The organism is Kocuria sp. U4B, from assembly GCF_054875615.1.
The window spans coordinates 2,025,625-2,051,466 of the sequence record NZ_CM142180.1 but is presented as its reverse complement, the minus strand read 5'-3'; the positions used below and the strand labels follow the sequence as shown (position 1 = coordinate 2,051,466).

The 25,842-nt window shown below is 75.6% G+C and carries 26 protein-coding genes and 1 pseudogene; 7 read left to right on the top strand and 20 right to left on the bottom strand.

Going from position 1 to position 25,842, the window contains the following annotated elements:
* Positions 1-54: 54 nt before the first annotated feature.
* Positions 55-1,650 (bottom strand): GMC family oxidoreductase, encoded by a 1,596-nt coding sequence (locus ACYSMR_RS09705; RefSeq protein ID WP_461744858.1) that lies wholly within the window; start codon positions 1,648-1,650, stop codon positions 55-57.
* Positions 1,651-1,841: 191 nt separating this feature from the next.
* On the opposite strand from ACYSMR_RS09705, the gene ACYSMR_RS09700 reads away from it, so the two are divergent.
* Together ACYSMR_RS09700 and ACYSMR_RS09695 are read left to right on the top strand one after the other, a co-directional pair.
* Positions 1,842-3,293 (top strand): aldehyde dehydrogenase family protein, encoded by a 1,452-nt coding sequence (locus ACYSMR_RS09700; RefSeq protein ID WP_461744856.1) that lies wholly within the window; start codon positions 1,842-1,844, stop codon positions 3,291-3,293.
* Positions 3,294-3,385: 92 nt separating this feature from the next.
* Complete coding sequence (locus tag ACYSMR_RS09695; protein ID WP_461744854.1) at positions 3,386-4,354, top strand: AraC-like ligand-binding domain-containing protein; 969 nt, start codon at positions 3,386-3,388, stop codon at positions 4,352-4,354.
* 11 nt (positions 4,355-4,365) lie between these two features.
* Here the strand turns inward: ACYSMR_RS09695 and ACYSMR_RS09690 are convergent, their stop codons facing one another.
* From ACYSMR_RS09690 to ACYSMR_RS09675, 4 genes are all read right to left on the bottom strand, one after another.
* Complete coding sequence (locus ACYSMR_RS09690; RefSeq protein ID WP_251333856.1) at positions 4,366-4,689, bottom strand: hypothetical protein; 324 nt, start codon at positions 4,687-4,689, stop codon at positions 4,366-4,368.
* 65 nt (positions 4,690-4,754) lie between these two features.
* Positions 4,755-6,353, bottom strand: coding sequence for an amidohydrolase (locus ACYSMR_RS09685; RefSeq protein WP_461744852.1), 1,599 nt, complete (start codon positions 6,351-6,353; stop codon positions 4,755-4,757).
* A gap of 150 nt (positions 6,354-6,503) precedes the next feature.
* Positions 6,504-7,379: an alpha/beta hydrolase fold domain-containing protein gene (locus ACYSMR_RS09680; protein ID WP_461744850.1), complete on the bottom strand. Its 876-nt coding sequence runs from the start codon at positions 7,377-7,379 to the stop codon at positions 6,504-6,506.
* A complete protein-coding gene (locus ACYSMR_RS09675; protein WP_251333853.1) occupies positions 7,376-7,597 on the bottom strand; it encodes a hypothetical protein in 222 nt (73 codons plus the stop codon). Before ACYSMR_RS09675 ends, ACYSMR_RS09680 begins: the two co-directional genes overlap by 4 nt.
* Positions 7,598-7,692: 95 nt before the next feature.
* Here ACYSMR_RS09675 and ACYSMR_RS09670 point away from each other — a divergent pair, with 95 nt between their 5' ends.
* Positions 7,693-8,517 carry a hypothetical protein gene (locus tag ACYSMR_RS09670; protein WP_461744848.1) on the top strand — a complete coding sequence of 275 codons (825 nt, stop codon included), beginning with the start codon at positions 7,693-7,695 and terminating at the stop codon, positions 8,515-8,517.
* 40 nt (positions 8,518-8,557) lie between these two features.
* Here the strand turns inward: ACYSMR_RS09670 and ACYSMR_RS09665 are convergent, their stop codons facing one another.
* Positions 8,558-9,316 carry a YciI family protein gene (locus ACYSMR_RS09665; protein ID WP_309126010.1) on the bottom strand — a complete coding sequence of 253 codons (759 nt, stop codon included), beginning with the start codon at positions 9,314-9,316 and terminating at the stop codon, positions 8,558-8,560.
* A gap of 141 nt (positions 9,317-9,457) precedes the next feature.
* On the opposite strand from ACYSMR_RS09665, the gene ACYSMR_RS09660 reads away from it, so the two are divergent.
* Complete coding sequence (locus tag ACYSMR_RS09660; protein ID WP_251333851.1) at positions 9,458-10,096, top strand: hypothetical protein; 639 nt, start codon at positions 9,458-9,460, stop codon at positions 10,094-10,096.
* A gap of 90 nt (positions 10,097-10,186) precedes the next feature.
* Positions 10,187-10,609, top strand: a complete 423-nt coding sequence (locus ACYSMR_RS09655; protein ID WP_461744846.1) for a hypothetical protein — start codon at positions 10,187-10,189, stop codon at positions 10,607-10,609.
* A 10-nt stretch (positions 10,610-10,619) separates the two neighbouring features.
* Here the strand turns inward: ACYSMR_RS09655 and ACYSMR_RS09650 are convergent.
* Both ACYSMR_RS09650 and ACYSMR_RS09645 read right to left on the bottom strand, forming a co-directional pair.
* A pseudogene (locus ACYSMR_RS09650) lies at positions 10,620-11,595 on the bottom strand (IS481 family transposase).
* Positions 11,596-11,712: 117 nt separating this feature from the next.
* Complete coding sequence (locus tag ACYSMR_RS09645; protein WP_461744844.1) at positions 11,713-12,828, bottom strand: SLAC1 family transporter; 1,116 nt, start codon at positions 12,826-12,828, stop codon at positions 11,713-11,715.
* Between the two features lie 104 nt (positions 12,829-12,932).
* Here ACYSMR_RS09645 and ACYSMR_RS09640 point away from each other — a divergent pair, with 104 nt between their 5' ends.
* The gene (locus tag ACYSMR_RS09640; protein ID WP_309126013.1) at positions 12,933-13,838 is read left to right on the top strand and encodes a LysR family transcriptional regulator; all 906 of its coding nucleotides are present in this window, start codon (positions 12,933-12,935) and stop codon (positions 13,836-13,838) included.
* 18 nt (positions 13,839-13,856) lie between these two features.
* Here the strand turns inward: ACYSMR_RS09640 and ACYSMR_RS09635 are convergent, their stop codons facing one another.
* From ACYSMR_RS09635 to ACYSMR_RS09580, 12 genes are all read right to left on the bottom strand, one after another.
* The gene (locus tag ACYSMR_RS09635) at positions 13,857-14,600 is read right to left on the bottom strand and encodes an ABC transporter permease (protein ID WP_309126014.1); all 744 of its coding nucleotides are present in this window, start codon (positions 14,598-14,600) and stop codon (positions 13,857-13,859) included.
* 9 nt (positions 14,601-14,609) lie between these two features.
* Positions 14,610-14,942 carry a hypothetical protein gene (locus ACYSMR_RS09630; RefSeq protein WP_461744841.1) on the bottom strand — a complete coding sequence of 111 codons (333 nt, stop codon included), beginning with the start codon at positions 14,940-14,942 and terminating at the stop codon, positions 14,610-14,612.
* Positions 14,943-15,098: 156 nt separating this feature from the next.
* Complete coding sequence (locus ACYSMR_RS09625) at positions 15,099-16,067, bottom strand: asparaginase (RefSeq protein WP_461744839.1); 969 nt, start codon at positions 16,065-16,067, stop codon at positions 15,099-15,101.
* Between the two features lie 77 nt (positions 16,068-16,144).
* Positions 16,145-17,101 (bottom strand): glycerophosphodiester phosphodiesterase family protein, encoded by a 957-nt coding sequence (locus ACYSMR_RS09620; RefSeq protein WP_461744837.1) that lies wholly within the window; start codon positions 17,099-17,101, stop codon positions 16,145-16,147.
* Positions 17,102-17,183: 82 nt separating this feature from the next.
* Positions 17,184-17,360, bottom strand: a complete 177-nt coding sequence (locus ACYSMR_RS09615) for a hypothetical protein (RefSeq protein ID WP_251333843.1) — start codon at positions 17,358-17,360, stop codon at positions 17,184-17,186.
* Positions 17,361-17,641: 281 nt separating this feature from the next.
* Positions 17,642-17,935, bottom strand: coding sequence for an antitoxin (locus ACYSMR_RS09610; protein WP_461744835.1), 294 nt, complete (start codon positions 17,933-17,935; stop codon positions 17,642-17,644).
* A 109-nt stretch (positions 17,936-18,044) separates the two neighbouring features.
* The gene (locus ACYSMR_RS09605; RefSeq protein WP_461744833.1) at positions 18,045-19,421 is read right to left on the bottom strand and encodes an FAD-binding oxidoreductase; all 1,377 of its coding nucleotides are present in this window, start codon (positions 19,419-19,421) and stop codon (positions 18,045-18,047) included.
* Between the two features lie 144 nt (positions 19,422-19,565).
* The gene (locus tag ACYSMR_RS09600; protein ID WP_309125932.1) at positions 19,566-19,982 is read right to left on the bottom strand and encodes a CBS domain-containing protein; all 417 of its coding nucleotides are present in this window, start codon (positions 19,980-19,982) and stop codon (positions 19,566-19,568) included.
* A 101-nt stretch (positions 19,983-20,083) separates the two neighbouring features.
* Positions 20,084-21,655 (bottom strand): gluconokinase, encoded by a 1,572-nt coding sequence (locus ACYSMR_RS09595; RefSeq protein ID WP_461744831.1) that lies wholly within the window; start codon positions 21,653-21,655, stop codon positions 20,084-20,086.
* Positions 21,652-22,674, bottom strand: coding sequence for a zinc-binding dehydrogenase (locus ACYSMR_RS09590; protein WP_461744829.1), 1,023 nt, complete (start codon positions 22,672-22,674; stop codon positions 21,652-21,654). Before ACYSMR_RS09590 ends, ACYSMR_RS09595 begins: the two co-directional genes overlap by 4 nt.
* A 44-nt stretch (positions 22,675-22,718) precedes the next feature.
* Complete coding sequence (locus ACYSMR_RS09585) at positions 22,719-23,486, bottom strand: SDR family oxidoreductase (RefSeq protein WP_251333837.1); 768 nt, start codon at positions 23,484-23,486, stop codon at positions 22,719-22,721.
* An 8-nt stretch (positions 23,487-23,494) separates the two neighbouring features.
* The gene (locus tag ACYSMR_RS09580; protein ID WP_251333836.1) at positions 23,495-24,874 is read right to left on the bottom strand and encodes a GntP family permease; all 1,380 of its coding nucleotides are present in this window, start codon (positions 24,872-24,874) and stop codon (positions 23,495-23,497) included.
* A 185-nt stretch (positions 24,875-25,059) separates the two neighbouring features.
* Here ACYSMR_RS09580 and ACYSMR_RS09575 point away from each other — a divergent pair, with 185 nt between their 5' ends.
* Positions 25,060-25,806: a FadR/GntR family transcriptional regulator gene (locus ACYSMR_RS09575; RefSeq protein WP_251333835.1), complete on the top strand. Its 747-nt coding sequence runs from the start codon at positions 25,060-25,062 to the stop codon at positions 25,804-25,806.
* Positions 25,807-25,842 lie beyond the last annotated feature (36 nt).

Genomic DNA, 25,842 nt, shown 5'->3' with positions numbered 1-25,842 from the left:
CGGCTCTCCTCACGGACGCCTCGGGGGTCCGCGCTCCGCGCCGGTCCGCGGCCGTCAGACCGTGGTGCCGAGCGCCTCCGCGGCGGTCGGCGACCTGTCCCCCTCGGTGATGAGGGCCGCGGCGCGCTCGGCGATCATCGCGGTGGGCGCGTTGGTGTTGCCGCTGGGCACGCGCGGCATGATCGAGGCGTCCACGACCCGCAGGCCGCCGATCCCGTGCACGCGCAGGTCCTCGGGGGAGACCACCGCGTCCGGGCCGGTGCCCATGCGGCACGTGCCGACCTGGTGGTGGTAGGTGGTCACGAAGCGGTGGAGGTAGGCGATCTCCTCCTCCTCGGTGCGCACCTCCGGGCCGGGGTAGAGCTCCACGGCACCCCAGTCCTGCGCCAGGGGCGGCGTGGCGACCATGGCGCGGGCCTGGCGGAAGGAGGCCAGCAGCGCCGCACGGTCGCGCGGGTCGTCGAAGATGTTCGGGTCCAGGGCCACGGGGTCGGCGAGCCCCGGACCGGTCAGGCGCAGCGTTCCCCGGGAGTACGGGCGGACGAGCCCGGAGTGCAGGGTGAAGGCGTTGGCCGGCCCGGTCATCCGCTCGTCGTACATGGGCACCGAGAAGTGGATCGGCTGGGTGTCGGGGACGTCGAGGTCGGGGCGCGAGCGCCAGAACAGGTGGGTCTGGGTGACGGACCAGTCGGACTCGGGGTGCTCGATGGTGCGGGCGGTGGCCTCGGCGATGACCGGGGCCAGCAGGTGGTCGTGGAGGTTCTCGCCGACCCCGGGCAGGTCGTGGACCACCGGGACGCCGACGGCGCTCAGGTGCCCGGCGGGGCCGATGCCGGAGCGCAGGAGGATCTTGGGCGAGTCCAGCGCCCCGGCGCACAGGACGACCTCGTCCGCGCGGATCTCCTCAGGAGCGGCCTCCGGGTCGGCCAAGGGGACGACCGCCACCCCGACCGCACGGCCGTCCTCGACGAGGACCCGGTGGATGAGCACCCCGGTGCGCAGGGTCAGGCGCGGATGGTCCTCCACCGGCTTCACGTACGCCATCCAGGTGTTGAACCGCCGCCCGTCCCGGACGTTGATCTGCTGCTGGGAGACGCCGTCGAGCGTGCCGGCGTTGTAGTCCGCGTTGCGGGCCACGCCCACCTGCTCCGCGGCCTCGACGATGGACTCGAAGATCGGGTTGAGCGGGTAGTCCTGCACCACGGGGATCGGGCCCCCGGTGCCGCGGCGCTCGTCCGGGGCCTCGCCGGCGGGCGGGTGGTAGGTCTCGAGCGCCTGGAACCACGGGAGCACGTCCGCCCAGGACCACCCCGGGCAGCCGTCGGCGGCCCAGGCGTCGTAGTCCTGCGCGGCCCCGCGCACCCAGATGGTGGCGTTGAGCGCGTGGGAGCCCCCGAGCACGCGCCCGCGCGGCCAGTGGATCACCCGGCCGTCCGCGTGCTGCTGGGGAACGGTGGAGTAGTCCCAGTCCTGCGGGGAGTGCCACAGCTCGCCCAGGCGGGAGACGAGGTGGATCGCGGGGTTGTGGTCCTGGTCGCCGGCCTCCAGGAGGATCACCTCGTGGCCGGCGTCCAGGAGGCGGCGGGTCAGGATGCTGCCGGCGGTGCCGGCGCCCACGACGGCGTAGGTCTTGGTGGTCGATTCGCTCATGGTCCCAGTGTGATCCCGGCCACATCGGGGCGCCTTGTCCGGGTGCGCGGACGTCTTGACCGGCAGCGCGGGAGTCCGGGCGGAGATCGCGCGCTCTGCGTCAAGAGCTCTGCCCTGAGTGACAAGGTGCCGCGGTGTGGCGCGGGTCACGATGGGAGCAGCACCCGTCCGTTCCGCCGAAGGAGCCCACCGTGACCACCGACACCGACACCGGCACCGCCACCACCGCCCCGGCCACGTTCACCTACGAGGACCTGCTCGCGGCGATCACCGACCCGGGCGGCCGCGAGATCCTCGACCCCGCCACCGGGGAGCTGGTCGGCCGCGTCCACGAGTCCACGGTCGAGGACCTGGAGCAGGCGCTGGCCCGGGCCCGCGCGAAGCAGCGCGAGTGGGCGGCCGTGCCCGACGCCGAGCGCTGCGCGCTGCTGCTGCGGGCCGCCGACGCCGTCGAGGCCAACGCCGCCGCGCTCGCCGAGCTGCTCTCGCGCGAGCAGGGCAAGCCGGTGCACAACGGGCCGAACGCCCTGTTCGAGGTCGGCGGTGCGGTCGCCTGGCTGCGCGCCACGGCATCGCTGCCCCTGGAGCCGGAGACGCTCTTCGAGGACGAGACCGGCCACGCGGTCCTCCACTACGACCCCATCGGCGTCGTGGGGGCCATCAGCCCCTGGAACTGGCCGATGATGATCTCGGTCTGGCAGATCGCCCCGGCCCTGCGGATGGGCAACACCGTGGTGGCCAAGCCGTCCGAGTACACCCCGCTCTCCGTCCTGGGACTGGCGCACGTCCTCGGCCAGGTCCTGCCGGAGGGCCTGCTCACCGTGGTGGCGGGCGGACGGGAGGTCGGCGAGGCGCTGTCCGGCCACGCCGGCGTGGACAAGCTGATGTTCACCGGCTCGACCGCCACGGGCAAGGCCATCATGCGCTCGGCCGCGGACTCCCTGACCCGGCTGACCCTGGAGCTCGGCGGCAACGACGCCGGCATCGTCCTGCCGGACGCGGACCCGAAGGCCATCGCCGAGGGCCTGTTCTGGGGCGCGTTCATCAACACCGGTCAGACCTGCGCCGCCCTCAAGCGCCTCTACGTCCACGAGGACGTCTACGACGCCGTGTGCGAGGCGCTGACCGAGGTGGCCGCGGCCATGCCGATGGGCGAGGGGCGGGACGAGAAGAACGTGCTCGGCCCGCTCCAGAACCGGGCGCAGTACGAGATCGTCGCCGACCTCGTGGAGCAGGCCCGGGCCGGCGGCGGGCGGGTGCTGCTCGGCGGCGATCCGGTCGAGGAGCAGCCGGGGTACTTCTACCCGGCGACGCTCGTGGCCGACCTCGACGACGACAACCCCCTCGTGACCGAGGAGCAGTTCGGGCCCGCGCTGCCGATCGTGAAGTACTCCTCCGTGGACGACGCCGTGCACATGGCCAACCGCCTCGACGTCGGCCTCGGCGCCTCGGTGTGGGGATCCGATCCGGGCCGGGCGCGCGAGGTCGCCGCCCGGATCCAGGCCGGCACCGTGTGGATCAACAAGCACGGCGCCGTCGACCCCCGCATGCCCTTCGGCGGCATCAAGAGCTCCGGGCACGGCGTGGAGTTCGGCGTGGAGGGGCTCAAGGCGCTCGGCGTGCCGAAGGTCATCGCCTCCTGACGCCTCCGTCCGACGTGGACGCGTCGACAAGCCGCCCGCATCCCACCATGATGTAGACCACAGATCTCCGGCGGCGGAAAGGGGCCCGGGCGGTGTCAGCAGCAGTCGCGGAGCGCGGCGAGCGAGGATCGTCACGTCCCCTGCTCGCCACCTCCGCGGCCGACTTCGCCCGGCTGGCCTCTGCGGTGTTCGTGCCGCTCGAGGTGGACACCACCGAGCGCGTCACCTTCCGCGCACGGATCGAGCACCGGTCCTCCGGACAGGTCGGGATCAGCCACATCCACGCGACGCGGCACGTCGTGGAGCACGGTGCGCCCTCCACCGCGTCCGGCGGGGCGGTGAAGTTCGGCCTCCAGCTCGGCGGCACGTGCGCGGTCGAGCAGGACGGCCGGACCGCCGTGCTGGAGCCCGGCGACATGGTCGTCTACGACACCGACCGCCCCTACCGGCTGGAGTTCCCGGAGGAGGCCCGGCTCCTGGTGCTCATGCTCCCCGGCACCGGCCTCGAGCTGCCGCGGGGCGCGGTGTCGTCCGTGACCGCGACCCGGCTGCCGGGCGACGAGGGCGTCGGCGCGCTGGCCGCGGACTTCCTGGGCGGGCTCTCCGACCGGATGCACGTGCTGGCCGGCCGCTCCGCCGCCCGGCTGGGGCGCTCCGCGGTGGACCTGGTGGGCGCGGTGCTCACCGAACGGGCCGAGGAGGCGGGCGGCGACGACGACGCCGGGGGGCACGAGGCCCTGCGCGCCGCCGCGCGGACCTTCGCCGAGGACCACCTCGCCGACCCGCGGCTCGGTCCCCCGATGATCGCCGCCCACCTGTTCCTCTCGGTCCGGCGCCTGCACGAGGTGTTCCAGGGGGAGGAGCGCACCCTCTCCGCATGGATCCGGCACCGGCGCCTGGAGCAGTGCCGCCGGGCGCTGCTGGACCCGGCCCACGCCGACCGCCCGGTCTCCCGCATCGGGGCGGCGTGGGGCTTCCCCGACGCCGCGCACTTCTCCCGGAGCTTCAAGCAGGAGTTCGGGCTCTCCCCGGCGCAGTTCAGGGCCCGGGCGCGCGGCTGATTAGCGGACGCTCAGGGGAACCCGGGCGCGGGCACGTCCTCCCCGCCCTCGGCCGGCTCCGGGGTGTTCGGTCCGGGGCCCTGCGGCTCCCCGCCGGCCCAGGTGACCCCGGGCTCCCGGGGCACCCCGGCCACGAAGGCCTGCCGCACGGCCGCGGCCTGCTCCTCGGGACCGGCGTGCTCGGCCGCGGCGATCACGGTGACGAAGGCCTTCGTGTCCCGGACCAGGCCGGTGATCGTCTCCGGCGAGTCGACGCACCAGCCGTAGGCCGTGGCGTAGTCCACGGGCCGTCCGTTGGCGGTCACGGCGCCGTGCTCGTCGATCTGCACGCTCATGCGTCCTCCTCGGCAGCCGGGCCGCCCTCGACAGGATGTACGGCGAGAGTACCCGGTGCGGGCGCTCACACCCCGCCGAACACCCAGTTCCCGCCGACCATCGTCCCGGCGACCTCGACGTGCTCCAGCTCCTCCGGGTCCGCGGCGAGCACGTCCGTCTCCAGCACCGCGAGGTCCGCGTCCATCCCGGGGTGCAGCGTCCCGGAGCGGGACTCGGCCCCGATGAGCCAGGCGCTGTCCGCCGTCAGCGCGTGCAGCGCCCGGGCCGGGGTGAGCCGCTGCTCGGGCCCGAGCACCGCTCCCCCGCTGGTCCGCCGGGTCACCGCGGTCCACAGCGTGCGCAGCGCGTCCATGGGGGTGACGGGGCAGTCCGAGTGGAGCCCGAAGTGCAGCCCGGACGCGGCGACGTCGGCCAGCGGGTCGATCCGCGCCGCGCGCTCCTCGCCGAGGAACACGTCGCGGTGCCGGTCGCCCCACCAGTAGACGTGGTTGACGAACACCGAGGCCACGCCGCCGGCGGCGGCGAGGGCGGCGAGGTCCTCGGGCGAGGCCATCTGCAGGTGCTCGACCCGGTGGCGCCCGCCGCGGCGGCAGCCCTCGGCGCGCACGGCCGCGAAGGCCTCGACGACCGTGCTGAGCGCCCGGTCCCCGTTGGCGTGCACCGCGGCCTGACCCCCGGCGGCGTCCACGGTCGTCACCAGGTGCACGAGCTCCTGGCGGGTGAGGAGCAGCTCTCCGGTGACGTCGTGCGCGCACGCGTACGGGGCCCTCAGCGCCGCCGTGAGCCCCTGGATCGACCCGTCCGCCCAGAACTTCGCCCCGTGCACCCGGAACATCTCCCCCGTCCCGAACTGGCGGGAGGCCAGGAACGCCGGCAGCAGGTCCCCGCGCAGATAGGCCGCCACCCGCACCGGGACCCGCCCGGCGGCGTCGAGCGCCTCCCAGGCATCCAGCTCGGCGGACCCGGCGAAGAAGCCGGTGGCGAGGTCGTGCACGGTCGTCATCCCGCGCGAGGCGGCGAGCGCCAGGGCCCGCTGCGCGGCGGCCGTGAGGTCCTCCGGCGTGGGCGGGGGCACCGCCGCCAGCACCGCCGCGACCGCGCCCAGCTCCTGCACCAGCCCCGTGAGGCGCCCGGCGTCGTCGCGCACGAACCGTCCTCCCGCGGGGTCCGGGGTGTCGTCCCGGATCCCGGCGAGCTCGAGGGCCCGGGAGTTGGCCACCAGGAGGTGGGCGGTGACGTGGGCGAGGACGACCGGGACGTCCGTGGAGACCTGGTCGAGCTCGTCCCGGGTGGGGTGGCGGCCCTCGGCGAGGGCGGTGTGGTCGTAGCCCCAGCCGCGCAGCCACTCCCCGTCGGCCACCCCGGGGAGGGCCTCGCGCAGCGCGTCGACGATCTCGGGGACGGACCTGCGGCGGGGGCTGCGCCCGTCGACCCAGGACTCGGTGAGCCCGAAGAAGATCGGGTGGACGTGGGACTCCACGAGTCCGGGCACCACGGTGCGCCCCTCCAGGTCCGCGCGGTGCGCGCCCGGCAGCGCGGCCGTCACCTCCTCGAGCGTGCCGGCGGCGACGACGGAGCCCTCGCGCACGCCGACCGCCTCCGCGGAGGAGCCGCGGGCGTCGAGGTGGATGGTCCCGCCCGTGAGGACGATCGGTCCGGTCATGGCTGGTGCCTCCTTCGGACGGCTCCGCTCCTCCCAGGCAACCGCACTTCGGGTCCGCCGGCAAGGTCCGGGCCCGCGCGGTGCGCGATCCGGCGCGCGACCCGCGGTGCGCGACCGGCGCGCGATCCGGTGCGCGATGCGGCGGGCGGCTCAGAGCAGGCCGCGCACGTGTCCCAGCGCCCGCCGGGCCTCCGGCGTCCAGTACGCGCCGACGTAGACGTGGAAGGCGCCGGGCTCGTAGATCAGCCGCCCGGGGTTGCCGGCCCGCTGGAGGCTGCGCGCGAAGGCCAGTGCGTCGGCGGCGAGGATGTCGCGCCCGCCCTGGACGACGTGCACGGGCGGCAGGCCCTCCGCGGACCCGTACAGGGGGCTCACCAGCGGATCCGTCAGCTCCCGGGCCCCGGCCCAGGCCGCGCACAGCGGCTGGACCTCGTCCACGGACAGCATCGGGTCGTGGGGGTCCAGCTCGCGCACCGCCGGGTGGCTGGCGGTGACGTCCAGGGCCGGGGAGAAGGCCACGACCTCGTCGGGCGGCCGGGACCCGGCGTCGCGCAGGGCCATGGCGAGGCCGATCGCGAGGTTGCCGCCGGCGGAGTCCCCGGCCACCACGATCCGCTCCACGCCCGGGCGCCGGACCAGGTCCGCCCAGGCGGCGGCGAGGAAGTCGTAGCCCTCCTCGGCGGTGCCCTCCGGGGCCAGCCGGTACAGCGGGACGGTGACGGTGGCGCCGGTGCCCCTCACCAGCTCGCGGACGATCCACCAGTGCGCGGTGAGCAGCGGCATCACGAACGCCCCGCCGTGCAGGTACACCAGGTGGGTGCCGTCGGCCCCGGCGCGGGGGGTCAGGCGGATCACCGGCCGCCCGGCGACCTCAGTGCGCTCCACGGCGTGGCTGCGCTCGAGGTCCGCCGGGATCGCCGCCGGCTCCGGGTACGGGCGCCCCCGCAGCCGCTCCACCTCCCGGCGCGGGGTCAGGCGGGCCCGCAGGGCGACCGCCCGCGCGGTCACGGCCATGGTGATGCTCATTCCGGTTCCTCCCGGTCGAGGGGCGTCATCGGCCGGGCTCGCCCCAGCCGCATCGTCGTGAGGCAGGTCGGGCCGTCCGCGGAGGTGCTGGACTCCGCCGACGCCCGGCCCCCCTGCGTGCGCTCGAGCCGCTCGACGGACTCCTGCGCGCTCGCGCCCTGCAGGCCGTGCCCGCGGAGCAGGGCGGCGGCGGACGGGAACAGCACCGAGGACCTCACGGGCCCAGCGTAGCGACGGCGGGCGCACTGTTCGCCGGTGCGGAACCCGGATAAAATGGCCGCTCGGGTGGTCACAGGGTTCAGGGGGATCCGCCATGAAGAGCACCGGGAGCAGGGACGGCTCCGGTTGCCTGCTGCTGATCGCCGGGATCGTCGTGCTCTGCGTCGTCTCGTTCGTCCTCACCCACCTGCGCACCATCGTCGTCACCGGCGTGGTCGTCGCCGCTGTCTACCTGGCCGTCCTGCTCGTGCGGACCTCCGTGCGCACGCCGCGGAAGACCCCGGCCGGCAGGCGGACGGCCGCGCACCCGACCGGGCACCGGACCGCGCAGCGGAGCGCCGCCGGGCTCGTGGAGCAGGCCCGGCGGGCCGGTGGGCAGGACATGCGCACCGCCTGGCTGCGGTGCCGGCTAGGGGTCCTGCCGCACCAGCACCGGACGGGGGACGCGTCGTTCGTCGCCGGCCGGCTGGCCGAGATCCCCCGGGCCGACTGGGACGCGACGAGGCTGCGCCGGCACGGCCAGGCGCTGTGGTCCCTGCGCGACGTGGCCGGGCGGACCCCCTTCCAGCGGGACGTCGAGGACCGCCTGGACCGGGTGGCCGCCATGCTCGCCGACCGCACCGACGAGGAGTTCGACGCCCGGCTGGGCCAGTCCGACGACCGCTACGTCTGCCACCCGGACCCCGCCGTCCGGGCCGCCTACCTGCAGGGCGGGTCCGAGGGCGTGGAGGCCATCATGCGCAGCATCTCCGACGCCCGCGCCCAGGTGCGCCTGGACGCCGCCGCGAGGGCGGCCGCGGACTCCCTGGCCGACCAGCGCAACGCGGCGCTCAGGGCCATGCGGGAGACCCACCGGCCCACCGAGGCCCGGGACCTGCACGCCGACTGGGAGGCCCAGGCCCGGCAGATCGACCGGTGACCCGGCCGGATCAGCGCGCCGGGAGGGAGGGCGCCGAGGTCTACGGCAGGTGCTCGGCGGGCTCGCCCTGGAACTCGCGCACCTCCACGGGCAGGGTCGTGGCCTTCGCCAGCTTGCGGCCCCACTCGATGGCGGCGTCGTAGTCGGGGGCCGCCACGATGCAGATCCCGCCCGCGTGCTCGTCCTCGCGCTCGTACGGGCCGTCGGTCGTGACCACGTCGCCGCCGTGGAAGCGCACGACGACGGACGCCTCCGCCCGGTCGAGGCCACCGGCGAAGACCCACGCCCCGGCGGCCCTGAGCTCCTCGTTGAAGGCCGCGACGTCGCGCATCACGGGTCCGAGGACCTCGGGCCCGGCCGGGCCGCCGTCGGGCTGTTCGATGCTGAGCAGGTAGTGCTTCATGGCGGGCGGGCCTTCCTGGAGCGTGGGGTGCTGGGGGTCGGCGGCGGCCGGCGGGCCGCCGAAGTAGACCTGGACGTCGACGACCCGGCCGTCGCGCACCGTGATCGCCTCCATGTTCTGGAACGTCCCGCCGGTCCTCAGCCCGTACTCGTAGCGCACGAGCACGAGACCGGGCCGCGCCTCGACGACCTCGCGCAGCTCCTGCCACGCCACCCGCCGGGCCGTGGGGAGGCAGCGGGCGAGCCAGGCGGCCTTGTCGATGTGGTCGTCCTGCGGCGAGGTGAACCGCAGGGCGTCGTCGAGGAGCTCTCGCGCCGCCGCCTCGTCCTGGGCGAGGTAGGCGGCGAAGAGCCGGCGCACGACGTCCGTGCCGTCCGGGAGCGGGTCCGGGGCCATGCCCGCACGCTACGGCGGGACGGCGCCCGGGACAAGAGCGGGCACCGACGGCGGGCAGCGGCCCGCGGGCCCGCCCCGGTGCGCCATCATGGAAGCCCCGAGGGGCCGCCGCGCGGCCCTCCCGCCTGCCAGGAGAATCCCGTGCCCAAGAGCAAGCCCCGCAAGAAGGCCGCCGCCAAGAAGAAGCAGCAGCGCCGCGACTTCCACGCCGCGGCCGGCGCCCGGAACGTCGACGTCGAGGGCTCCCCGCAGGGCACCTGGGACGACGACGCCCACGAGCTGCTCACCTCCCGCGGCTGGGTCGCCTACCGCGACCTCGAGATGGACCAGCTCGGCGACGGCTGGGAGTGGCTGCCGTCCCAGCTGCCCCTGGACGCCGGCGTGGGCGGGGAGCCCGGGCCCACCTCCGTCTTCGCGGCGGCGGAGGGCGGCTACGACGTCGAGCTGGCCAATCCCGACGGGACCGTGGACCCCGACCGCACGGGCCACTACGACACGCTCGAGGACCTGGCGGCGGACCTCGACGTCCTCGAGGCCTGGCGGGTGCCCGCCGGCGAGTACGTCCTGCCCGCGTCCCCCACCTTCTCGGCCGACACCCCGGAGGAGATCTGCCGGCTCTACGCCGGCGGGGTGATCGACCACTGGGAGCTCGTCGCCGACCTGATCCACTTCCCCTACGAGGAGACGGACGAGGGCTTCGCCGCCGTCGAGCGCGCCCACCGCGGCGGCCTGCTCCCGACGGCGCTCTACGACGCGATCGTCGCCGGCCGCGCGTCCTGACCGGCCGCGGGGCGGGCGTGCGACCGGTTGTGACGCGGGCACGCCGCCCGCCTTTGAACGGGCGGGCTCCCCGGTCCAACACTGGACGCCATGACGGTCCAACCGCAGACGCTCCTCACGATCGGCGTGCTGCTCCTGTTCCTGGTGACCGTGGAGTCCGGCGGGTACTTCCTCACCAAGGTCGTGCGCCGGCACGTGGAGACGAACGACCTGCAGAAGGGCTTCTTCCGCGCCGGGCACGCCCATGCGGCCGTGCTGCTGGTCCTGAGCATCGTGATCCTGCTCGTCGCCGACCAGGTGAGCCTCCCGGCGCCGCTGGAGGTCGTGGCCCGCAGCGGGGTGCCGGTGGCCGCCGTCCTCATGCCGGCCGGCTTCTTCCTGTCGGTGCTGGGGAAGGACCCGCAGCAGCCGGGCAGGCTCATCATTCTGCTGTGGCTGGGCGCCGCCAGTCTCACCGCGGGGCTGCTGGCCGCCGGCATCGGCCTGGTGCTGGCCGGGGCGGCCGCGCTCTAGCTGTACCCGGTCACTGGGTTGGTCGCAGGCGGCTGATCGGTGGGTGGCCTTCGAGTGCGCTGTGACGCCTGCCAGTGTTGTAGTGCTCGACCCACGGGGCAAGAGCAGCGCCGCGTTCGTCGTTGCTGGTGAAGACCTGCCGGTAGGCCCACTCAGTGGCCAGGGTGCGGTTGAACCGCTCCACCTTCCCGTTCTGCCAGGGGCAGTGCGGGCGGATGAACACCTGCTTGGCGCCCAGGGTAGTGATGACCTCGCGCACGGCCGTGGAATGGCGGTAGGCCCAGGCGTTGTCGGTCATCACCCGCTGGATCTTCTCGATCCCGCAGTCGGCGAAATAGGCCGCGGCCCGGGCCAGGAACCCCGCGCACGTGGCGCCCTTCTCATCGGCCAGGATCTCGGAGTACGCCAGTCTGGAATGGTCATCGACCAGTGAGTGAACGTAGTCGAACCCGACCCGGGTGCCGTGGTCCCGAGTGAGGCTGCCCTGGGCGCGGCCGATCGCCCGCCAGCCGCCGCCGTCTTCGGATCCGGCCGAGCTTCTTCACATCCATGTGCACCAGCTCCCCGGGCCGGTCGCGTTCGTAGCGCACCGCGGTGGCCTTCGAGGCCCGGATGAGCTGGCCGGTGAGTCGGTCCAGCTCCCGCAGGTACGGGACCCGGTGGCGGCGCAGAATCCGCCCCACCGTGCGCGGGGCCAGTCCCAGCTCGGGGCCGAGCCAGTCCTGACCCCGCCGGGTGGTGCGGCGCAGCGCCAGCACCTGCTGCTCGACCTCGGGCCGGGTGCGGGTCGGGGTGGTGTGCGGGCGACAGGACCGGTCGTGCAGGCCGGCCTCACCCTCGTGCTCGTAGCGGGCGATCCAGGTCGCCACGCACTTGCGGGACACACCCATGGCCGCGGCGATGTGCGCCTTGGGCATCCCGGCCTGGTGGCGCTGCACGATCAGGAGCCTGCCGTGGACGGTGGTGCGGGCATTACCGTGGGACATGGGAGCCTCCGTGGTGGATGTGGGCCTTCGACAAGCCACACCCCACCCGGAGGCTCTCCTCACGTCAACACCGCGCTACCAATCTCCTGCCCGGGTACATCTAGCCGGCCGGGCGCGTCAGGCCCGGCCGGTGAGCCAGCACCGGGCCGAGCACACCAGGCACAGGCCCACGGTCCCGGCCAGGCCGGCGCAGATCCCCGCCGAGACGGCGATCAGCCAGGACGCGCCCAGGGTGGTCCCGAGCGCGGACACGCCCAGGCCCATGGCCCCGGCCGGGAACGTGAAGCTCCACCAGGCCGGCGAGAAGCGCAGGCCCCGGCGCAGCGCCCGCACCGTCACGCGCAGGGCGACCGCCGCCGCCACCGCCCCGAGGAGCAGCGCGACGGCGCTGTAGCCGACGGCCGCCGCGTGCAGGCCCCCGAGCGCGGCGGGCGGGAGATCCGCCCCCGCCGGGACGAGGGCCAGGTTCACGGCCGCGGTGGACTGCCCCGCCATCCCCAGCGGGATCCAGATCGCCGGCGTGCCCTGCAGCGGCAGGGCGTTCCCGCGCGCCAGGTGGCCGTAGGCGAGGACGAAGACCACGGTCCCGAGGCACAGCGACAGCACGAACAGCGCCCCGCAGGCCGCGAGCAGCGCGGTCGCGGCCGGCCCGGGCGCCAGGGTGGCCGTCAGCGCGGCCCCGGAGGCGGCCGAGACCATCGGCGGGACCACCGGCAGCGCCCACACCGGGGTCGGGGCGCCGCGCTCCGCGGGCCCGGCGGCGAGCAGCCGCACCGGGCAGCCCAGGGCCGTGACCACGCCCAGGAGCGTGCCGAGGACCCACAGCAGCCAGGCGGCGGCGCTCGCCGTCGACGGCAGGTGCGGGCCCAGGACGGCGGAGGTGGCCGCCCCCACGGAGAGCAGCCCCATGGCGACCGCCCCGTAGAAGGGCACGACGGCGGGATCCGCGACGGTGGCGCGGAACCGGTCGGGACGGCGTCGCGCGTGCCGGAGGAAGGTGCCGCCGACGACCAGGAGCACGAGCCACGCGACGGCCAGGGCGGCGAGGGCCGCCCCGTGCAGGGCGGGGGCGGCGGCCGCGAGCCGCTCGGTGCACACGGCGAGGATCCCGGTGCCCATGACCGCGGGGAACCACTGGGGCCCCACGTGCTCGACCGCGAGCCCCGGCCGCCGCCCGGCCGTGCGCGCGGGGACGGTGGGGGCGACGACGGCACGGGTCACGGGCAGGCTCATGGTCCCACCTTCCTCCCGCGCGGCGGGACCCGGTAGACGGCGCTCCCCTGTGGGGTCACAAGCATCGGTTGTGAGCGGAGCGGCCGGATGGGACGATGGGCAGCATGCCCGTCGCCGCCCGCCTGCCCGCCCTCGAGGAGCTCGAGACCGCCCACCTGGCCGCGCGGCTGGGCAGCGTGGGCGCCGCCGCCCGCGAGCTGGGCATCAGCCAGCAGGCGGCCAGCGCCCGGATCCGGGCCGTGGAGCAGCGCCTGGGCCTGGCCCTGTTCACCCGGTCCCCGCGCGGGGTCGTGGTCACCGCCCGCGCCGCACCGGTCATGGAGTGGATCGGGGACCTGCTGCGGGCCGCGGAGAACCTGGCCGAGGGCGTGGCGAGCGTCGCCGGGCGCGGGCACGCCACCGTGGCCACGTCCATGACCATCGCCGAGCACGTCCTGCCGGCGTGGATCATGGCGCTGCGCGGACGGCACCCCGGCCTGGAGGTCTCGGTCACCACGGGCAACACGGACGAGGTGATCGCCGCCGTGCTCGCCGACGAGGTGCAGCTGGGCTTCGTCGAGGGCCCCGCCGCCCCGCGCACGGTCGAGACGCTGCCCTTCGCCCAGGACGAGCTGGTGCTCGTCGTCCCGCCCGGCCACCCCTGGGCGCAGCGGGACGGCATCGCCCAGGACGAGCTGCGGACCACCCGGCTCGTGCTGCGCGAGGCCGGCTCCGGCACCCGGCAGACCCTCGAGGCGGCCCTGCCCGGGCTCGCGCCGCCGCTCGTCGAGCTCGGCACCACCGCCGCGGTCAAGGCCGCCGCCCTCGCGGGCTGCCGGCCCACGGTGCTGTCCCGCCTCGCGGTGCGCCACGAGCTCGACGACGGCCGCCTGGTCGCCGTGCGCGTCGACGGGCTGGAGCTGACCCGCTCGCTGCAGGTCATCCGCCGCCCGGACCGGCCCGTGCGGGGGGCCGCCGCGGACCTCCTCGACATCGCCCTGCGGCGCACCCCGCCCGCGCCGGGGCGCTGAGCCCGCGGCAGGAGCGGATCACCCGGTGGGCACCGTCCGCGCCCGGCCGAGCACCTCCACCAGGCCGACCGCCACGAGGGCCCCCGCGGCGAGGATGCTCGCGAGCACGACGAGCTGGAACCGGCCCGCCTCCAGCGGCGACGCCCCGGCGAAGACCGCGCCCACGAACGCGCCGGGCAGCACGACCATCCCGGTGGTGCGGGTCTGGTCCACCGACGGGACGATCGCCTCGACGACGGCGTGGCGGGCGATCTCCAGCGTGGACTGCCGGGGGGTCGCCCCGAGGGCCAGCCAGCCCTCCACCTCGTCGCGCCGCTCCACCAGCGAGCCCCGGTAGCGGCGGCCGGTCAGCGTGGCGATGCTCATGGTGTTGCCGATGACGATGCCGCCGACGGCGAGCACGTTCTGCGGGGTCACGGTCACGGCGCCCGTCAGGAACACCACCGCCAGGGCGGTCCCCGCGGCGAGGACCATGGCGAGGGCCAGCCACGGCAGCAGCCGCGCCCCCGCGGCGATCCGGCCGCCGGCCGTGAGGACGGCCGCCACCAGCATGGCCCCCAGGGCCAGCCAGACCCACCGGATGTCCTCGATGACCGCCGAGAGCACGAGGCTGAGGGCGGCGAGCTGGGCGGCGGCGCGCAGCACCGCGAGCCCGGGCGCGGACCACCGGGGCACCCCGCGGACCGCGAGCGCCGCGGCCGTGACGGCGACGAGGACGCCGATGCCCAGGAGGGTCGAGAGGGCCACCGCGTTCCACGCCATGCGGCGAGTCTAGGGCGGCCCCGCGAGCAGGGCGCTCACGAGCTCGTCCGCCGCGTTCCCGTGCGCCTCCCCGGACGGGCCCGCCGGCACCTCCCCGGGCGGATCCGCGGGACCGGCGAGGCCCTGCGCCGTGAGGGCGGCCGCGAGCGCCTCGACGTCCTCGAAGACCTCCTGGCGCCCGGTCGGCAGCCGCAGCACCCACCGGTCCCCGAACACGGAGATCCGCGCCCGCCGCCCCACCCGCCGCTGCAGCGCCTGCTGCACGGCCGGCTTGAGCCGGTCCGCGTTGAGGCGGGCCGTGGTGGACGAGACCGACCGGCCGCCGGAGCACCCCGCGCACACCGCTCAGCCCCGCGCCCGGGGGTGGCGGGCGGCGACGTCGCGGGCGACGCCGGCCGTGGCGGCCGGCGGCCCGGGGATCTTCTCCGCCATGCTTCCTCCTGGGTCGGGGCGTGGCCCGCCGGGACGGGCACGAGGGGGCTCGCGGACGCGGAGGCCCTACAGGTGGGCGCGGAACGCCTGGGGCAGGTCGGCCGCCGAGGTGCCGAGGGAGAGCAGCAGGGCGGCGAGGATCCGCGCCTGGAAGGGGTTCAGGTGCCCGGAGGGGACGGCACCGGCGCGCACGAGGTCCACGCCCCCGCCGTTGCCGTAGGTCGGGACCACGGGACCCCACGGCGCGCGGGTGCTCAGGACCACGGCGCACCCCGCCGCCACGGCCCGGCCCACCGCCTCGGCGAAGCCCGGGCCCGCGTTGCCGACCCCGGTGCCGGCGAGCACCACGGCCCGGGCACCGGAGGCCACCGCGAACTCGAACAGCTCGGGCGTGGCCCCGGGGTAGGCGGTGACGACCTCGACCCGCACGTCGTCGAAGTCCGCCGGGGGCAGGGGCAGGGGCGGGCGGCGCACGGGCTTCGCCAGCACGACGAGCTCGCCGCCGGTCACGTGCGCCACCTCGGTGCCGCCCTGGAACGGGTCGGGGGCCACGGTGTGGGCCTTGCGGGCGCCGCGGGCGGTGCGCAGGGTCCCCCCGAATGAGACGAGCACGCCGCTGTGGTGCAGGGCCGTCGAGTGCGCGGCGAGCACCGCCTCGGCCACGTTGCGGGGACCGTCGGGGGCGGGGCTGTCCGCGGGCTGCTGGGCCCCGGTGACCACCACGGACTTGGGCGAGGCGTGCACGAGGTCCAGCAGGAACGCCGTCTCCTCCAGGGTGTCGGTGCCGTGGGTGACGACCACGCCGTCGTTGCCGCGGTCGACCAGCGCCTCCTGCACGGCCTCCGCGATCCGCCGCAGGTCGGCCAGGCCCAGCCGGTAGCTGCCGGTGGTCAGGACGTCGCGGGCGGCGACGGTGACGTCGCCGTACCGGGTGGTGGCGAGCCCGGCGGCGGTGTCGGTGGCCACCGAGCCGCTCTCGCCCCCGCCCCGCGACGCGATGGTGCCGCCGGTGCCGAGCAGCTGGACGTGTGCCATGCCGTGCCTCCTGGAGCCGCCGTGGTCCTGCTACGACCGTAGGGGACTCGGCCGTGATGCGCCACACACGGGCGGGATCAGCGGCGGGACACCCGGTAGTGCTCCCTCAGGGACTGCGGCGCGGCGGCCGTGAGCTGGAGCAGTTCCGCCACCTCCCGGACGTGGGTGGTGCGCAGGATGCGGCATCCGACCTCCACCGCGCGGCGGTAGCAGCGCAGGTCCAGCTCGTCGTCGTGCAGGTTCTCGTCGTAGCGCGTGAGGTCCAGCATCGCGGGGACGTCCCAGGTGCGCAGCCGCACGCTGTCCTCGGGGTCGGGCATGTACTCGCCGGCGAAGCCGACCAGGCGCTCCGGGTCCGGGACCTCGCGCCGGACGTCCTCGACCGTGGGCAGCCCGTCCGCGTGGGTGGGGACGAAGTAGACCAGGTCCGGGGCGAGCCGCCGGTAGGCCGAGAGATTGCGCAGCCCGTAGGCGCCGACGATCACCTGGCTCTCGGCCCCGTGCTCGCGCACGAGCCCGACGACGGTCTCCGGTGCCACGTCGTGGACGTCGAGCCACAGGACGGCGCCGGTCCGCACGGCCCAGGCGAGGAAGTCCCCCGCCGCGCGGAGCCGGTGCTCGCTGACCTCGCCGTGGTTGTCCACGAGGCGCTGGCTCAGCACGTAGTCGGCGGACTGATCGCTGATCGGCCCCGCACCGGTACTCGCCCGGCCCATGACGGCGTCGTGCAGCACGACGCACACACCGTCGACGGTGGCCCGCAGGTCGATCTCGACGATCGTGGCCGGCAGCGCGGCACGGACGTTCTCGGCCGACTCGAGCGCGGAGCCCGGCCAGGGCCCGTCGGGGTGGAAGCCCGCCCGGGAGGCCACCAGCAGGGGCCCGGTGCGGCCCAGCCGGGCGTGGCGGGTGGCGGCGGCGAGCTCGTCCGGGGACCGGAAGACCGGGGCGCCGGCCGGGGCGCCCGGCGCGGAGTGCATGCCGGAGCAGCCGACCGGGTCGTGGGGCGGGGGGACGTGGGGGACGTGCGGCATGGCGACTCCTCGGGGGGACAGGAGCGAGACGGGGGTTTCGCAGGGGTCGGCGGACGGGGGACGGAGGCGGGGGCCTCGCGGGTCAGGCGCAGGACGGAGGGGCCGGGGCGGCCCGGGCCGCCTCGCCGCCCCGGCGGAGGACGCCGGCGTCGGCGCTGACGGCGATCCAGGAGAGGGCGTGCGCCCGCAGGGCGGTGGGGGGCCCGCCGAGCGTGGTCCACGCCGCGGCGCGCCCGCCGTTCGCGGAGGCGAATGTCATGGGGTCATTGTGACAGCGCGCGGGCGGATCCGGCGGGAGGCCGGCGCGGAGTGCCGGGGTGGCGGCCGCGAGGGCCCCGCCGAGCCCGGCGAGCACCTGCTCCGGCACCGCGGCGGAGCACCGCGCGGCCGCCCGCCGCTTCCGTGCACCTTCATCCGGCGGTCCGTGGCGGGCACCTCCCCCCGAGGGAGCCGCCGTGTCCGTCGTCGTCCTGGCCCCCGCCGGACCGCCGCCCGCCCCCGGATCGGTCCCGGGGCCCTGCGCCGGCCCGCCGGAGGGGATCAGCGCAGCGGGTCCCGCCCCGGCACGTCCCCGCCGGGGCGGTCCGTGGGGGGCTGGTCGACGGGATTGCGCCCCGTCCCGCCCGTGGGCCGCTCGTCCGGCCGCGGACCCGGCGCACGGCCTCCGCCGAGGTAGTCGCGGGCCCGCTGCTGCACGGTGTCCACGTGGCGCTCGTACTTGCGCCCCGTCCTCTTGTCGACGAGGTTCCCGGCCTGGTCGATGATCTTGCCGACCTTGTCCGGGTTGCGCTGCGCGAACTGCTTGGCCTTGGCCGCGAGTCTGCTGAAGTCCACCACGGCGTCTCCTTCCGATCGGGTGACGCCCGCGCTCGTCGCGGGCGTCCGACGTACCGAGTCCATCATGCAGTGCTGCCGGGACGCTGGACAGGGGGCGGGCCGGGCGTCAGCGCGACTGTCCCACGACGTGCTGGAAGCGCAGCAGGTTGTCCGGGTCGTAGACCGCCTTGGCGCGCACCAGCCGGGCGTAGACCTCCTCGGACCACGCCCGGGCCCGCTCGCTCTCCCCGCCGGGGACGCCGTGCAGGTTCACGAACGCCCGGCCCGTGCTCCACGGGGACATCGCTTGGAGGATGGCCGCGAGCGCGGGCGGGGTCCGGTCGGCGACCTTGGGCGAGAGCCGGCCGATGAGCTCGAGGAAGAACGCCGCGTCGCGTCCCGTGACCGCGTCGTCGCGGGCGCTGGGGCGGGACAGGGACCCGCCCATCAGCCGGATCCCGACCTCGGGCAGCGGGCAGTCCGACCCGGGACCGGCCTGCTGCAGCAGCGCCGCGATCGCCGCGGCGTCGAAGTCCCGGAGGAACTCCCCGGTCAGCACGTAGAGACCGGGCTGCGTGGCGTCGAGGTGGACGAGGTCGATGTCCCGGTAGTCCATGGGGGCGACGGTGTCGAGCACGCTGCGGGAGACCTCGCGCATGGGCTCGAGGGCCCGCGCCCCCTCCTCGGGGTCGCCCACCCAGCAGTAGCGCAGGTGCACGAGCAGCCGGTGCCGCAGGCGTTCCTCGACGAGGGGGTGGCGCGGCATCCAGCGCAGCGCCACGGAGGTGCAGGCGTTGTCCGGCAGGCCGGGGGCCCACCGGCTGAACGCCGAGAGCACCTCCTGCGCGTCGGCCCCGGGGTAGAAGACGCCGCCGCCGTAGAGCCCGCTCAGCGGGACGAGCTCCAGGGTCATCGCCGTGACGACGCCCAGGTTGCCCTTGCCCCCGAGCAGCAGGGCGAACAGCTCGGGCTCGTGCGCGGCGTCCACGCTGCGCAGCCGCCCGTCGGGGGTGACGACGTCGAGGCCGCGCACCCAGTCGGCCGCGAAGCCGAAGGCCCGCCCCAGCACGGGCAGCCCCCCGCCGAGGGTGTAGCCCACGGCCCCCGCGTGGCTGGAGGAGCCGTTGAGCACGCCCAGCCCGTGGGGGGCGATCGCGTCGATCACCGAGCGCCAGCGCACGCCGGCGCCGATCCGGGCGGTGCGCCGGACGGGGTCCACGGTGAGCTCCTGCATGCGGTGCGTGGTGATGAGCAGCCCGCCCTCCATGGGCTGGTCGGCCCCGTGCCCGGTGGCCTGGACGCCGACGGGCTCGTGGTGGGCGGCCGCCCACTGCACCGCCGTCATCACGTCCCCGGCGTCGTCGGCCCCCACCACGACGTCGGGGTGGTGGACGGCGGCCAGGTTGAAGCCGGCGATCTCCTCCGCGAAGCCGTCGTCGTCCGGGAGGAGGACGGGGCCGCAGACCTGCGGGACGAGGTCCTCCACGTCGGTTCTCGAGATCATTGCGGGCCCCCTCGGCGCCGTCGATCCGATCACTGATGTCTCGGGGATGCTGTGTCCAGCGTACTCCGCGGCCCGGACGGCGGCGCCCGGCCGGTCCGGCCGGGCGCCGCGAGAGGGGCGGGGCGCCGGTCGCCCCGGTGGTCCTCAGTCGAAGGAGATCAGCTCGACGAGCTCCCCGACGCGGTCCTCGGGCATGGACCGGGCGATGTCGGCCTGGCTGACCATCCCGACGAGGTCGTGCCCGTCGATCACCGGCAGGCGCCGCACCTGGTGGTCGGTCATGGTCCGGATGGCCTCCTCGACGCTGTCGTCGGCGCCGATCGTCACCGGCTTGCCCTCGGCGAGCTCGCCGGCCCGGACCGTGCGGGGGTCCCCGCCGCCGGCCAGGCACTTCACGACGATGTCGCGGTCGGTGACGACGCCCTTGAGCCGGTGGTCCTCGCCGCAGATCGGCAGGGCCCCGACGTCCAGGTCCTTCATCTTCCGCGCGGCCTCCTCGAGCGTCTGGTTCTCGCCGATGCACTCCGCGCCCGGGCTCATGATCTCGCGTGCCGTGGTCATCGCGGGTCCTCCTGTCGTCGCTGGTGCGGACCGTCGAGCACCCGGTCCGGGGCTACCAGCCTAGGAGCGGAGCAGGGGCCCGTGCGCCCCGTGTCCGATGTTTACCGCAGGCCCGGGCCGGGTTCGAGGGGCAGCGACGGCGCCAGCTGCCGCAGCGCGGTGAACGCGGGCACGAGCGCGTCGTGGAGGCCTTCGAAGACCGGCCGCAGGGCCGCGTGGACGGCGGCGTCCGCCGGCCGCGGGCGCACGGTCGCGTCCACCTGGACGAGCTCCGCCGCGACGTCGACGGAGGCGACGAGCCCGAGGGCCTGCATGCCGAGCAGGGCCGCGCCGAAGCCGGAGCCGTCGTGCCCCTCGGCGAACCGGACGTCGAGGCCCAGCACGTCCGCGAGCAGCTGCCGCCACAGCGGGCTGCGGGCGAACCCGCCGGTCGCGCGGACCTGCTCCACGGCCAGGCCCGTGGCGCGCATCGAGTCCAGGACGAGGGCGAGCTGCTGGCACACGCCCTCCAGGGCGGCGCGCACCAGGTGCTCCCGCCGGTGGGCGCGCGTCAGCCCGACATATGCCCCGCGGGGAACGGACGTCCAGCGGGGCGCCCTCTCCCCCAGCAGGTAGGGCAGCATGACGAGCCCGCCGGCCCCGGCCGGGACCCGCTCGGCGAGGGCGAGCAGCTCCTCCTCGGGCTCGTCCCCCAGCTCCGGGGCGAGGGCGTCCCCGGCCCAGCCCAGCACCACGCCGCCGTTGTTCACGGCCCCGCCCACGACCCAGCGGCCGGGGGTGAGCGCGTAGCAGAACACCTGTCCCCGGGGGTCCACGACGGGCCGGTCGACGACGACGCGCAGCGCCCCGCTCGTGCCGATCGAGCAGGCCACGACCCCGGGGCGCACCGCGCCCAGCCCCAGGTTGGCGAGGGGGCCGTCGCCGGCGCCGACCACCACGGGGGTCGCCGCGGGCAGCCCGGTCGCGCGCGCCGCCCCGGCGGTCAGGCCGGGGAGGACCTCCGTGGTGGGCACGAGCCGGGGCAGCCGCGCGGGCGTCACCCCGGCGAGCTCCAGCGCCTCGGCGTCCCAGTCCAGCTCCTGCAGGTTCATCAGCCCGGTGGCCGAGGCCACCGAGTGGTCGGTCACGAGCTCCCCGCACAGCCGCAGCAGCACGAACTCCTTGATCCCCGCCCAGCAGGCCACGCGCGCGCACAGCTGCGGCCGCTCCTCGCGGAACCACACGAGCTTGGTCAGCGGGGACATCGGGTGCACGGGGGTCCCGGTGCGCCGGTGCAGCGCGAGGCCGCCGGCCCCGGCGCGCAGCCGCTCGGCCTGCTCGCCGGCACGGGCGTCGGCCCAGGTGACGAGCGGCGTCAGCGGCCGTCCGTCGGCGGCGAGCCCCAGGAGGCTGTGCATCGCGGCGCCGAAGGACAGCCCGGCCACGCGCGGGGCCCCGACCTCCCGGACGACCGAGCGCAGGCACTCCAGCACCGCGCCGAGGATCAGCTCCGGGTCCTGCTCCGCGCGGCCGGGCCGCGGCTCCTCGAGCGGGTACTCGGCGGAGGCCCCAGCGACCAGCTCCCCCGCCGCGGTGAAGGCGACCGCCTTCGTGGCGGTCGTGCCGATGTCGACGCCGACGATGACGGGGGCGGGGTCCTCGGCCGGGCCGGCCTGCGGACCCGCCGGGCTCATCGGGGGTCGTCGTGCCACAGGGACACGAGGACCTTGCCGGAGGCGGCCGAGTCCTGGGCCGCCGCGAACGCCTCGGCCGCGCGCTCGGCGGGCAGGACGTGGGTGACCACGTCCTCGATCCCGGGGCGGGCGGCGAGCAGCTCGAGCGCCTCGTCGAGCTCGTCGGCGAAGCGGAAGGACCCGCGCAGCTGGAGCTCCTTCGAGACCAGCGGCGCGAGGTTCACGGGCCGGGCCTCGTCCGGCACCATGCCCACCTGGACCACGACGGCGCCGCGGCGGGCGCCCACCAGCGCGGCGCTGGTCGCCGCGGGCACGCCGGAGCACTCCAGGACCACGTCGAACGCCAGCGGCGGGACCTGCTCGGCGCCGACCCGGACCGTGCCGTGCACGCCGAGCCGGCGGGCCCGCTCGAGGGGGCCCTCCAGGACGTCGGTGCTCACGACCTCCGCGGCCCCGCGCGCCAGGGCCGCCGCCGCGGCGAGCAGGCCGATGGGCCCGGAGCCGGAGACGAGCACGCGCCGGCCGGCGACGTCGCCGGCCACGTTCAGCCCGTGCAGGGCCACGGCCAGCGGCTCCGCGAGCGCCGCCCGGCGCAGGGACACGCCCTCGGGCAGCACGCGGACCATGTCGCGGCGCACGACCAGGTGCTCGCTCATCCCGCCCTGGGTGTGGGGCCAGGTGGAGGCGCTGCCGAGGTAGGCGCCGCCGGGCCACAGGTGCGGGCGGTCCTCGATCCCGGGCTCGGGCGTGCCGAAGGTCGCGGGGTGGACCGTCACGGGGGTGCCGGGGGCGAGCTCGCCGGAGGGGTCGAGCTCGACCGTCCCGGAGACCTCGTGGCCGGGCACGAGCGGCTCCCGGACCACGTACTCGCCGTTGGCGCCGTGCGCCCAGTAGTGCAGGTCGGACCCGCACACCCCGCCGTAGGCCATCCGCAGCCTCAGTTCGCCCGCTCCGGGCTCGGGGGTGGGGACGTCCTCGACCCGCAGGTCGAGCCTGCCGTGGATGACGATGGCCTTCATGTGCTCTCCTCGGGGACGGGCGGTGCGGGGTGGGCCGGAGCGGCTCAGACGACGGAGGTCATGCCGCCGTCGACGAGAATGTTCTGGCCCGAGACGAAGCTCGAGGCGTCGGAGCAGAGGTAGAGCAGCGTCCCGACGAGCTCCTCGACCCGGCCCCAGCGCTGGGCGGGGGTGCGCTGGACGACCCAGGCGCTGAACGCCTCGTCCGCCACGAGGGCCTGGTTCATCTCCGTGGCGAAGTAGCCCGGGGAGATGGCGTTGACCTGGATGCCGTACCGGGCGAGGTCGGCGGCCATGCCCTTGGTGAGCATGACCAGCCCGCCCTTGGTGGCCGAGTACGGGGCGATGGTCTGCCGGGCGAGCACCGACTGCACGGAGCCGATGTTGACGATCTTCCCGGAGCCCCGCTCCTGCATCCCGGGCGCGACGGCCCGGGAGACGTGGAAGGCGCTGGAGAGGTTGGCCGCGACGATGTCGTCCCAGTCCTGCGCGGCGAACTCCGTGAAGGGCGCGCGGCGCTGGATCCCGGCGTTGTTGACCAGGATGTCCGGCACGCCGTGCTCGGCGACGAGCGCGCCGACGCCCTCGCGGACCGCCTCGGCGTCGGTGACGTCGAAGGCCACCACGGCGGGGGCGGCGCCGACGGCCTCGGCGATCTCGTCGCGGGCCCGGGCGAGGGCGGCGCCGTCGCGGCCGTGGAGGACCACGCGCGCGCCGGCCTCCGCGAGGCCCTGGGCCAGGGCCCGGCCCAGTCCGCGGGAGGAGCCGGTGACCAGGGCGAGCCGGCCGGTGATGTCGAAGATGCTGTTCACGGGGTTCCTCAGGCGACGGAGAAGATGGCCAGGACGATCGCGAAGCCGAGCACCGACTCCAGGGCCTGCTGGACCGTCCAGGTCTTCAGGGTGGTCTTGACGTCCATGCCCATGAGGCGCCCGACCAGCCAGAAGCCGGAGTCGTTGACGTGGCTGGCGAACACGGAGCCCGCCGCGGTGGCCAGGGTGATCGCGGCGATCTGCACCGCGCTGAAGCCGCCCGCGGCCACGGCCGGGGCCATCAGCCCCGCCGCGGTCACGAGGGCCACCGTGGCGGAGCCCTGAGCCAGGCGCAGGATCACGGCGATGAGGTAGGCCGCGACGATGACCGGCAGGCCCAGGTCCCCCAGCGACGAGGACAGGGCGTCGCCGATGCCGGAGGCGCGCAGGATGCCGCCGAACATGCCGCCGGCACCGGTGATGAGGATGACCGAGCACACCGGGCCGAGGGAGGAGTCGAGGACCTTCTCCAGGGCGGTGCCGTGCTCCCCGCGGCGGGTGCCGAGCACGAACGTGGCCACGAGCACGGAGATCAGCAGGGCCACCGGGGACTCGCCGAGCGCGGAGAGGACCTGTACCCACTCGGCGTCGGCGGAGACCGCGCCGGCCGCGCGCAGGAAGTTCAGGCCGGTGTTCAGGAAGATCAGCACGAGCGGCAGCAGCAGCATCGCGATGATGGTGCCGACCTTCGGCGGGTTCTTCGGCTGGTCGGGATCGAGCTCCCCGAAGAACCCGGGCACCGGGAGGACGTACTTGGTGCCCACGCGCTTGCCCCAGAGGTAGCCGGAGACGTACCAGATGGGGAACGCGATGAGCAGGCCGATGAGCAGGACCAGGCCGAGGTCGGCGCCGTAGAGCTCCGTCGCGGCCACGGGCCCCGGGTGCGGGGGCACGAAGACGTGCATCACGGAGAACGCCGTGGCGGCGGGGAAGCCGTAGAGCAGGACGTTGTTGCCGCCCAGGCGCCGGGCGACGGCGAAGATGATCGGCAGCATGACGACCAGGCCGGCGTCGAAGAAGATCGGGAAGCCCATGATGAGCGAGGCGATGCCGAGGGCGAAGGGGGCGCGCTTCTCCCCGAAGACGGACACGAGCTTGTCGGCCAGCGCCATGGCGCCGCCGCTGTGCTCGACCATCTTGCCCAGCATCGCGCCCAGGGCGATGAGCAGGGCGACCGGGCCGAGCGTGGCCCCGAACGCCTCCACCGCGGTGTCCACGAGCACGTCCCGCGGGATGCCGGTCGCGAAGGCGGTCAGCAGGGCCACCAGGACCAGCGTGAGGAACGCGTGGACCTTGAACCTGATGACGAGGATGAGGATGAGCGCGATGGCTCCGGCGGCGATGGCGAGCAGGGGCGCCGTGCCGAGGGTCTGTGTCCAGTCTTCCACTGAGCATCTCCGTTGATCTCCGGCCCGGAACAGGCCTGTGGCGTGCCGTCGTGACGTACGACACGCGCTAGGCTGACAGAAAGATCATACTTTTGGCAACCGGGGGTGCTCGGCCCGCCCCCGGTACGCCCGCCGGCGCCCCGCGGAGACTTCCGGGGGCGCCGGCGGAGCGGGAACGGAGCGGCATGCACGGGGTGGAGCAGCACAGCGGGGTGCTGGATCGGCTCGGCGAGAGCATCGCCTCCGGGGCGCGCCCGCCCGGCACCGTCCTGACGCTGGCGGGCCTCGAGGCGGAGTTCGGGGTCTCGCGCACGCTCGTGCGGGAGGTGGTGCGCGTGCTCGAGTCGATGGGGATGGTGGAGTCCCGGCGGCGCGTCGGGGTCACCGTCCGTGCCCCGCGGGAGTGGAACCCCTTCGACCCCCGGCTGATCCGGTGGCGGCTGGGCGGGCCCGGCCGGGGCGCCCAGCTGCTGGCCCTCACGGAGCTGCGCTCGGCGATCGAGCCCGTGGCCGCCCGGCTGGCCGCCGGGCGCGCGGACGCGCAGACCCGGCGGCGCCTGGTCGAGCTGGCCGCCCGGCTCCGGGAGCTCGGGCAGGCCGGCCGCGGCACGGACCCGGAGTACCTGGCGGTGGACGTCGCGTACCACGCGCTGCTGCTCGAGGCCAGCGGCAACCCCATGCTCGCGGCCCTGCGCGACGTCGTGACGGAGGTGCTCTCCGGCCGCACCACGCTCGGGCTCATGCCGCGGCACCCGGCTCCCGGGGCCCTGGCCGACCACGAGGCGACGGCCGCGGCGATCGACGCCGGCCGCGCCGCCGTCGCCGAGGAGCGGGCACGGGCCGTGGTCTCGGAGGTGCTCGACGAGGTCGTCGACGCGACCGGGGACGCGGCCGGGGACGCGGCCGCGGGTGTGAGCAGGGACACGGACTGATCTGGCCGAAAGTCCCCAGCCCCGGCGCCGGGCCCG